Origin of the sequence: Sphaerochaeta sp. UBA5836, assembly GCF_002432845.1 — a bacterium.
Lineage (GTDB): Bacteria > Spirochaetota > Spirochaetia > Sphaerochaetales > Sphaerochaetaceae > Sphaerochaeta.
Genome location: NZ_DJGW01000106.1, coordinates 62,487 through 71,525 on the forward strand (window position 1 = coordinate 62,487; position 9,039 = coordinate 71,525).

11 protein-coding genes are annotated in these 9,039 nt (G+C 50.2%); 2 read left to right on the forward strand and 9 right to left on the reverse strand.

Annotated features, from left to right (window positions below; all coding sequences use genetic code 11):
- On the forward strand, positions 1–375 hold a 375-nt coding region (locus tag B3F49_RS10305; RefSeq protein ID WP_293910843.1), incomplete at its 5' end, for a PHP-associated domain-containing protein.
- Between the two features lie 251 nt (positions 376–626).
- Here B3F49_RS10305 and B3F49_RS10310 read toward each other — a convergent pair.
- The 4 genes from B3F49_RS10310 to B3F49_RS12350 all read right to left on the reverse strand — a co-directional run bounded on the left by B3F49_RS10310 (position 627) and on the right by B3F49_RS12350 (position 3,795).
- A complete protein-coding gene (locus B3F49_RS10310; RefSeq protein ID WP_293910845.1) occupies positions 627–1,250 on the reverse strand; it encodes a class II aldolase/adducin family protein in 624 nt (207 codons plus the stop codon).
- Positions 1,237–2,496 (reverse strand): 3-oxo-tetronate kinase, encoded by a 1,260-nt coding sequence (gene otnK / locus B3F49_RS10315; RefSeq protein ID WP_293910847.1) that lies wholly within the window; start codon positions 2,494–2,496, stop codon positions 1,237–1,239. Before otnK ends, B3F49_RS10310 begins: the two co-directional genes overlap by 14 nt.
- Positions 2,497–2,510: 14 nt before the next feature.
- Entirely contained in the window at positions 2,511–3,560 is a 1,050-nt protein-coding gene (locus B3F49_RS10320; RefSeq protein ID WP_293910849.1) for a plasmid pRiA4b ORF-3 family protein, read from the reverse strand.
- 82 nt (positions 3,561–3,642) lie between these two features.
- The gene (locus tag B3F49_RS12350) at positions 3,643–3,795 is read right to left on the reverse strand and encodes a hydrolase (RefSeq protein WP_349681284.1); all 153 of its coding nucleotides are present in this window, start codon (positions 3,793–3,795) and stop codon (positions 3,643–3,645) included.
- Positions 3,796–4,109: 314 nt separating this feature from the next.
- On the opposite strand from B3F49_RS12350, the gene B3F49_RS10325 reads away from it, so the two are divergent.
- Positions 4,110–4,769 carry a DUF4386 family protein gene (locus B3F49_RS10325; RefSeq protein ID WP_293910851.1) on the forward strand — a complete coding sequence of 220 codons (660 nt, stop codon included), beginning with the start codon at positions 4,110–4,112 and terminating at the stop codon, positions 4,767–4,769.
- Here the strand turns inward: B3F49_RS10325 and B3F49_RS10330 are convergent.
- The 5 genes from B3F49_RS10330 to B3F49_RS10350 form a co-directional block, all read right to left on the reverse strand.
- Positions 4,766–6,115 carry a sensor domain-containing diguanylate cyclase gene (locus B3F49_RS10330; RefSeq protein WP_293910853.1) on the reverse strand — a complete coding sequence of 450 codons (1,350 nt, stop codon included), beginning with the start codon at positions 6,113–6,115 and terminating at the stop codon, positions 4,766–4,768. The two genes, B3F49_RS10325 and B3F49_RS10330, sit on opposite strands and share 4 nt — an antisense overlap.
- A gap of 236 nt (positions 6,116–6,351) precedes the next feature.
- Positions 6,352–6,519, reverse strand: a complete 168-nt coding sequence (locus tag B3F49_RS10335) for a hypothetical protein (RefSeq protein WP_293910855.1) — start codon at positions 6,517–6,519, stop codon at positions 6,352–6,354.
- A 157-nt stretch (positions 6,520–6,676) separates the two neighbouring features.
- Positions 6,677–7,462 (reverse strand): sulfite exporter TauE/SafE family protein, encoded by a 786-nt coding sequence (locus B3F49_RS10340; RefSeq protein ID WP_293910857.1) that lies wholly within the window; start codon positions 7,460–7,462, stop codon positions 6,677–6,679.
- Positions 7,463–7,476: 14 nt separating this feature from the next.
- Positions 7,477–8,574 (reverse strand): radical SAM/SPASM domain-containing protein, encoded by a 1,098-nt coding sequence (locus B3F49_RS10345; RefSeq protein ID WP_293892573.1) that lies wholly within the window; start codon positions 8,572–8,574, stop codon positions 7,477–7,479.
- Positions 8,550–9,039, reverse strand: a 490-nt coding sequence (locus tag B3F49_RS10350) for a hypothetical protein (RefSeq protein ID WP_293910859.1), incomplete at its 5' end; no start/stop codon positions are given. The genes B3F49_RS10350 and B3F49_RS10345, both read right to left, overlap by 25 nt.

Sequence of the window (9,039 nt, forward strand, 5' to 3'; positions counted from 1 at the left end):
TATCTCTCTGCAATCCACCTGCGTCCATTCGCCGTACACGGCGTTGAGGCGGTGAATGCAGAGAACGATGCAGAGTTCGATCGGAAGGCTTGTGCATATGCAAGCAAGTATGAACTGGCGATGACAAGCGGCAACGATATCCACGATGCGACAAAAGTGGGCCTTGCCCCGGCAGGAATGGCGTTTGACTACCCTCTGGATACGATTTCAGACTTTGTGAAAGCGCTGAAGGAAAGAAAAGGATATAGAATCCTCTCGGATGAGACCCATGTACAGCCTCCCAAGAGCTCGGATTCAGCTATACCTGTCTATCTCTACGATGCATCCGGCTCAAAAAAGCTGGTGCATGCATACAACACATGGAGCCAGCTATGACCGGAGACCTTATGATGGCCGCGTTGCTTGACAAGACCATCACCTACGACAGTCCCGACAGTCGAAGAATTGCACATTTGGTGAAAGTCCATGGCTATGCCAGAGCCATTGGTTTACAGGTAGGTTTGGATGAGCAAACCCAATTTTGCCTTGGAAGCTGCAGCAATTGTGCACAACATCGGCATACAAGTATGAAGGCAAGAGCTCAGGAGCCCTGCAGGAACGTGAAGGCCCCCCGACCACAGTGAGGCCTACCACCCCCTCAGCTCGCGCATCTGCTCCTCGGTCAAATGCCGGATGGGAAGACTCCTTCCCAAATACCAAAGCTTGGCACTCTCCTCAAACTCCTCTGCACTGAAGACAGCTTCCCGCAAGGAAGAGCCACAGACGATAAGCCCGTGGTTCTGCATCAAATAGGTCCAATAGTGTGGTTTGGCAAGAATATCGGCTGCAATGAGGGGAGAACCCGGCTTGCGGTAAGGCAGGATGCCCACCTTGCTGACCTTCATCACAAAGTAGGGGGTGAAGGGCACAAAGGGCTGGCCATCAACCAGATGATCACAACTTGCAAGCAATGTGGCATAGGTTGAGTGCAGATGCACCACCGCCCTGGCCTCTGGATGGCTCTCATAACAGGCAAGGTGGAACGGGACTTCCTTGGTGGGAGCCTTCCCTCCAAGAAGGGTTCCTTCCTTGGTGAAATGAGAGACAGAGAGTTCGGTCAACTCCCCGAAGGATGAACCGGTAGGAGTCGCCAGGAAGGTGCCATCGTCGAGCAGAACCGACAAGTTGCCTGCACTTCCTACGACAAAGCCTCTCTGGTGCAGGCTCCGGGCCGCCTCGACCAACTGCTGTTTCATCTCAATGATTCCCATCGTACATCTCCTGAGCTTTTTCAAGGAATTCAACCGACCCAAAGTTTCCGCTTTTCAGCACCAGCTGATAAGCACCATCCAACGACCGCACCCAGGAGACTCCCGGGTCGATCTGCCTTCCAATCAGATAGGCATCGACACCCAGCGTTGTAGCCACCACCCCGCTGGTCTCACCCCCTCCTACGATGAAGTTCTGCACTTTTTTGTCTGCAAGCAACCCCGTCAACCGACTGAACATCTGTTCGATCGCAGACGATACATCTGCATCACCGAATTTCTTTCGGTTCTCTTCAAGTTCAGAGGGCGACCGTGTTGCATAGACCATGGGAGCGAGCACCTGGTCTTGATGCTCCAGAACCCAAGCCGCTACAATCTTTGTATAATACTCAGGGTCATCCAGGCAGGCCTGTTCATCGATGCTCAGCGACGGTGCAAGCTTTTTGTAATACGCTACCTGTTTCTGCATCATCGCCGAGCAGGAACCGGCGATTACCACAGCTTTTCGTCTCTCAACCACAAAGGCGGCATTCAAATCTGCAGTCTTCCCGGAACGCTCTCTCCACCGATGTGCAATTCCCTGGGCAAGCCCCGAGCCTCCGGTTACCAATGAGAAGTCTTCAGTTGCCTCGGCAATGACGAGCAGATCCTCATCATCGATGACATCGACAATGATGTTGTTCACACCGTCCGCCTTCAGTTCTTCAATTGCCTTGCGCACGGCAATACTTCCCTTTGCAATGACATCGTAGTAGATATGCCCATTCTTTGCTGGGCTTTGGGATGAGAGAATACGAGCCAGCTTGGAATCGTGCATCGGATTGAGTGGATGGTGGCGCATCGGGGAGTCACTGAGCAGCTCATCCTTTACGAAGAGATACCCATGAAACACCGTCCTCCCATTGACCGGGAGAGCCGGACAGATGAGGGTGGTGCTGCAGTTGAGCGCCTCCCTCAAGGCATCGGTGATCGGGCCGATATTTCCCTCGGAGGTACTATCGAAGGTGGAACAGTATTTGTAGTAGAACCGGTCGCACCCGGCTTGCTGAAGAAAAGCCAAGGCTTCCAAGACTTGCTTGACAGCTTCAGATTTGGGGATGCTGCGAATTTTCAGGCTCATGACGATGGCATCGCTGTCGCCGACAACCACAGGGCGGCTGCACATGATGGTGCGCATACCGCCCGCAACCAGAAATCCGGCGATATCGACTGAACCGGTAAAATCATCAGCAATGACACCCAAACGCATACAACGCTCCTCAATCAGAATTCTTTCAAAAGACGTGCATTGATGTACAGCTGGTCGAACTCACGATCTTCGTAGCCACCTGTCCAATCCATGACAGATTCATACTCCGAATCCTCCGGGTCTTCGAGGATTTCCATCATCCACTGATACCTATAGGCACCACCGCAATCCTCCCAGGGACTCGCTCCTTCCCCGCCCGTACACACCACAACGGGCTCTTCAGGTATGAACATAGGTTTACCGACCTTGATGGTATGGGCCCAATAATCGCCGAAATCATAGATATAGGTGAAGGAAGGGGCAAGGCCGACTACTTGTTGCAACTGCACTTCACTTTCGTCATAGAGCTCATCCCGGTCAAACCATCCGAACTGCTCATCGATTTTCTTACCTATGCGGATATGCTTGCCGACTCTGAATTCATGCATATGATCGTCGTCCCAAGCAAAGGCGATTTGCAACACACGATGTAATTCATACATAGTAAGTGTCGGGGGGAGGAGAAAACTCCGCCAAACCTTGTAGCCGGGGGGTAGCTGAAGTGTTACCTTTACTGGAATCACCAAATTCCGTTTCAAGGTAATTTCCGGCCTTTGTTGACCAAGGGCCTCCTTCATCAGATCAGCGCTGACAATCTTCTTCCTATTCTGTGTTGTCTCCTGGTTGGGGAGCATGGATAGCACCTTGTCAAATCCGAGTTTATACGCAGAATCGATAAGGGCATCGAGCTTCTTCTTGACTGTCTGGTCACTCTTCTGTGCAAATCGGACAGCCTCGCCTTCCTTCAGATAGGCCTCGATTGCATCATTGTCATACCCTTGAGCAAGAAAAGCCTTACGAATCTCAGATAGAATCTGTTCGCTGTCGATCGCAAAGGTTTTTCTTGATACCTGAAACAGGATGGGAAATCCAGTAGCAAGGTTGCGAATCATAACGTAGGGGTTGGCATTATCGCCATAAAACAGCTCCCCTGACCAGGTGAACAGAGAATCATACTCATCCGAAGCTATCTGTTCTGAACCACCAACATACCTATACATTTTGCGCGTACAATTGATCAGCATGCAAACCTCCTCTGCATGCAATCATAGTAGCCGAGAGATTTCTGTATGACCAGACTTTTCTAGCGTGCGAGCACAGACTTTTCTAGCGTGCGAGCACTACCACGTAGTTCTTACCATACTTCTTGGCGCATTTTGGACAGGTGGTGTACCACATGTACCAGGTGTTGATCACAAACGCCTTCTCCTTGGCAAACCGCTCAAAATCCTTACACCACTTTCCCGTATCCTTGAACAGCCCCCCTCATACACATTGGAAAGAAACGTCCCCGGCAGTTAGAAGGGCTTGAGCCCTGCATCGTCTTTGTCGATGGCAATAAGGACCTCTCTGATCCACACCAAAGTTGATCGGGATATGATTGAATGTACAGACCTTGGCCTTCATAAAGTACGTGTCCTCAAAGGACACGAATGTTTTCTCCCAAGGTTTGGGGCAGACGGCGGACAGCACACTTGTTAACCTCCAATAAAAACACAGAACCAACAAGAGGTCACCCCTATTCTCACACTAGCATTCTACAGTATTGTTTCTCAACACAAGGGAGGAAGTGTATGGAGAATAGTCCACGCCTTCTCGGAAAAACGGCTGCCTATTGCAGCATTGCCATGCTGATTCTCATCCCCACGCAGATAATCATTTTCAGCCTTCACCAGCCACCTACTGAAGCAAAACTCTGGTTCGACTTGTTTGCAAGCAACTGGTTGCTCGGCCTCATCGAGATGGATCTGCTCTACCTCATAGACAACGCCCTGGTCGCCCTTGTCTATCTGGGACTCTATGAACTGCTGAAGGAAAAGCATCGAGGCCTGATGCAAATCGCCCTGCTGCTGGGGTATATCGGCATCGCCGCTTACTATAGCAGCAACGGTGCCTTTGAACTCTGGGAAGCACAGAGAAACTACGCAGCAGCCGGTACACCTATGGAACAGCAAACCTGGCTGACCATAGCAGAATCACTGATCCTGCAATGGAGAGGGACGGCCTTCAACACCTACTATATCCTCAACGGAATCTGCCTGATTCTCATATCCTATGCCCTTTTGAAAAGTGACCTTCCAAGAAAGATCGCCATCATAGGCTTGATCAGTGGGATTTTGATGAGCATCCCCTCGACAGCAGGAATAATCGGCTTGGTCTTCTCCATCCTCTCCCTCATCCCTTGGATGGTCTTTCTGGCACTACTGTACAAGCCCTTGCGGAACATGCACTAAAGCGATACGCGATTTCTCCCGCTCTCCTTGACCAGGTAAAGAGCTTGATCCGCAGCCTCAATGAGCTCCTCTTCATGATTGGCATCATGCTCGGGAAAGGAAGCCCCTCCGATACTTACCGTTATCCTGATTTCTTGGTTGCCATAGATGATGCGCTTCTCTTCAATACTGCGACGTATCGACTCCCCTACTTCCAGGGTATCGTCACGATTGGCACCAAGGAGGACCATCATGAATTCATCACCGCCTAGGCGAACGATGATATCACCTTCACGCAGCTGGTTGCGGGCTGTGCTGGCAATGGCCTGCAACACCCGATCACCAATCGTATGACCATAAGTATCGTTAACCTGCTTGAATCGGTCTACATCCAGCATAAGCAGGCCGATCGCCCCGTTCTGTTTGACTGTCCGGATGAATTCTTCATGCAGGCGGGTAAGACCGAAACGTCGGTTGTAAATACCGGTCAAAGGATCCACCGCAGCCAGCTGCTGCACCTGGTCATGCGTAACCGCATTATGCAGGGCGAGTGCAAAGCTGGAAGAAAACAGATCAATATTGCCTGCTTTCTCCGGCAATAATGCTTCACTGGTGGCAAGCACCATGACCCCCAAGGCTAGTTGTTTATACACAATTGGTTGAATCAGGACCTTGACGGGTCTGAAGGTGGTGAGCACCCCATCCACCTGGATAAAGTCGGGAATATCGATTAGGCGTGCTTTTAATGTTTGGAGACTGGTAAGCACCATAGCGTTATCGGTGAGGTTCTTGCTGCTCACAAGCCCCATGAATACCTCCACCTGCAACGCACCGCCTTTCTCAACCAGGATGGCCCCACCGGAAAAGTTGAATATTTCCATCAAACTGGTGAGGGCGTGCTGGCAGAGTTCCCTTGTTTCCAAATAACTGGTAAGCATACTGGTGTACGTGCGCATCTGCATCTCAAGCTGCAAGGAAGAACCCAGTGTGTCGACAAGGGTATTGAAGGCTTTTGAGCTCAACCCGATGGAATCATCACTATCCACAGGCAGATGACACTCCTTGGGGGTACAATCCATAATCTCGTTCTTACCCGCCACAGCTTTCAAATGGTTTTCAACTTTCTGCATCTGCCTGGAAAGCAAAACCAAGCGGCCTCCCACGATACTTTTTGCAAGCAGTATATTAAACGCTCCAACAAATAAACCGGCGAGAATACACACACAAAAGAACCACCAAGTGTAGGCCAATGACCGATCCATGCCCAGAAGAACCGTAAAAAAGGGAAATATCACTCCGACGAACATGCCAAAGCCAATCATCCATATCGCAAGATCGGTGAACACACGCTTGGTTAGTCTAATCATAGCAATACACCTCTGAACACTGAGTAAGATTATCTAGGAGTGTATCGAAACAGAAATGATTATTCCAGAACCTATGACAGAAGAAATCGAAAATTGTATCTATTAACAATACCTTTTTGGTACGAATGATCACACTCCATAGGGTCTACCCACTTACATTCCCTCCTCCCCTCAAGCACACGAAAGGAATGACAGAACAGTCCTATTAAATTAATGCTGTACACACTTCTTTCGATTCAGCTGACGATGAGATATCTACCAATTCCGGCCAAGGCTCCCAAAATCAACAAGGTGATGGGACCAAGGGGAATCTTCTTGTTGTTCAGGGCTAAGAAGGCTACAAGGAAGACTCCTACGGCAAAGAGGTCGGGTGTGGTGAAGGAGGACAAGGCAATCTGCAACAAAGATTGCCGACACCACCACCGGCCTCACCCCTTCCAGCACGCGCCATACGTTTGTCCTGGAAGAAAAGTCTATCACCATGAATACGCTGGGAATCAGCAATGAAATCGTTGAGCAGATTCTTCAAATCTCATGCAGCTTGTACATCGATATCGTATTTCAAACACGTGCAAACTTAACCACATTACTCAGTGAGAGCAGGATGATTACCGCCATCAGTGCCATGAAGAGCTTGTCCACCTGGGTGTTGTCCAGCTTCTTGGTTACCGACCGCCCTGCCATCGCCCCGGCAATGCCGCTTGCCATCATGGAGACAAGAAGCAGTACATCGAACGACGGAATGCAACCTTGAACTATATTGGCAATAAGATTGGCGACCTGGCTGCAAAAGATAATGTACAACGAGTTGAGTGCAGCATGCTTGCTGTCCATGGAGAACAGGTAGGAAAGGAACATGATGTTGATCGGCCCTCCCCCGATTCCCAGAAATGAGGAAAAAAGCCCTAAAACCAAGCCGGCTGCCAAGGCAAGTACCTTGTTGCGGACGGACAGCGTCTTGATTTTCGACTTATTCAGGACATAGAAAAACACCGTGACAGTGAGGAGAACCATCAGGATATTCTGAACCAGACCCAGCAGAGCATCGTTCTGATACGCTTGTTGGATGGCAGAGAATATCAGCTTTCCGAAAACACCACCAAAAGCCCCGCCAATGGCAAGAGGCGTTCCCACCACGCTGTCTACTTTGATTGAGTCCTTGCGGCTGCGAAGCAAGGAGACGGCTGTCATGGCAAGAACGGTATTGCCGCTGAGAAAGCTGATGGTAGCTACAGGATAGTCAACCAAGGCATCCATGACAGGTTTGATGAGCACTCCGCCGCCGATGCCGCTGATGGCACCGATGACCGTTGCTATGAACGTAATGACAACCAAAAGTATTTCCACACACCCCTCCAGACTTATTGTTTCTGCAACGACCGAGCTACCATCTCAAGTCTCTGTATGGCATAGGGGAAAAATTCCTGCATCGATGAGCAGTACTTGTATCCGGTTTCACTGCGATACCGCTTGCATCCGCCACGACAGAGAAGCCGCCACTGACAAGTCGCACAATCGTCGGTACGATTGGGAGAGTCCTCGATGAACCGCAGCTCTGTACGCTTGGCATCCAATTGTGCAAAGGAGTTCTCTCCTATATTGCCCAAGCGTTGGTCGTCAACACAATAGAAATCGCAAGGATAGACATCCCCGTTGCTCTCCACCACGTAGTTTACCGAGCAAACTCCTCCCATATCACAGCTTTCGGGCGGATAGCCTGCTAGCATTCCCACCAGGTTGTCAAAAAACCGAATTGAAACAGGCGTTCCCTGCTGCCACGAGGCAAACCAGAGGTCGAACAACTCCTTGAGGAACCGGCCATAGACATCAGGTGACAGATAACTCTTTTCATCCTGCAGAGGATCCATACAGGCGATATATTGATGATAGTAGATTTCATGGTTCACCAAATAGGTATACGCCTGCTTGATGTTCTGGGCCAGCTCATTGGTCACCACGGAAAGTACATTGAATTGCACACCCTCTTCTTTCAGCAAGGAGAGGGCGGAAGCTACCGACCTGCCACTGCCCTTTTGTTGGGAGTCAAAACGGTGCAGGTCATGCAGGCGCGGGCTGCCGTCAAAGGAGACTCCGACCAAGAAGTCGTGCTTTTTGAAGAAACGGGCCCAAGCTCTGTCAACCTTCAAGCCGTTGGTCTGAAACGCATACGAAATGGTATGCTCTTCAGACTTGCGCAAGGCAACCTGCTCAACAAAGCGTTCAAAGAACGAGAGACCAGCCAGTGAAGGCTCTCCGCCTTGAAACACAAAACTGCAGTGTTTTGCCTCTGCTAGACTCTTTTGGATAATGGCATCGGCAACCTCGTTCTTCATGAGAGGAAGAACACCGACTTCCCGATGATGGGCGGTATCCAGATAAAAACAATAATCGCAGGCAAGATTGCACGCAGCCGACGCCGGCTTGATCATCATCGTCAGCTGATTTCTAAGCATTTCCATATGTTGTGTATACCCTGTATCCCAATTCTTCGCAAGCGAGTACTACGTACTACTACGCTCAAGTCATCGGCACTGAACGTAAGATGCCACCCGTCGCTGACGTTCCACTCCTTATGGCATTCATTATCCAAGTAGGCATAGGCACAGAGGTGCAGCACCTGGTTATTCTCCACCAATACAGGGCTTACCTTGAACGTGAACTCCTCCTTCACCTCCCATATGCCGTCACGAAGCAAATCCCTGCCGAAGTCATCCGCTTTCACCATCTCATTGGGGCTCTTGTTGGCTATGACAAACGAAGGACCGAAAGATTCGATACCGAGGTCTGGGATATCGGAGATCATATGATCGGCAGAGAGTACCAAGTTCCAAGCATCTTCACTTGGATTCCACTCTCCCCAATACAGATTCCCATCCCAATCAGCTGCATTGAAAGAGAAGGTGGAACCATCACGCTTCTGTATC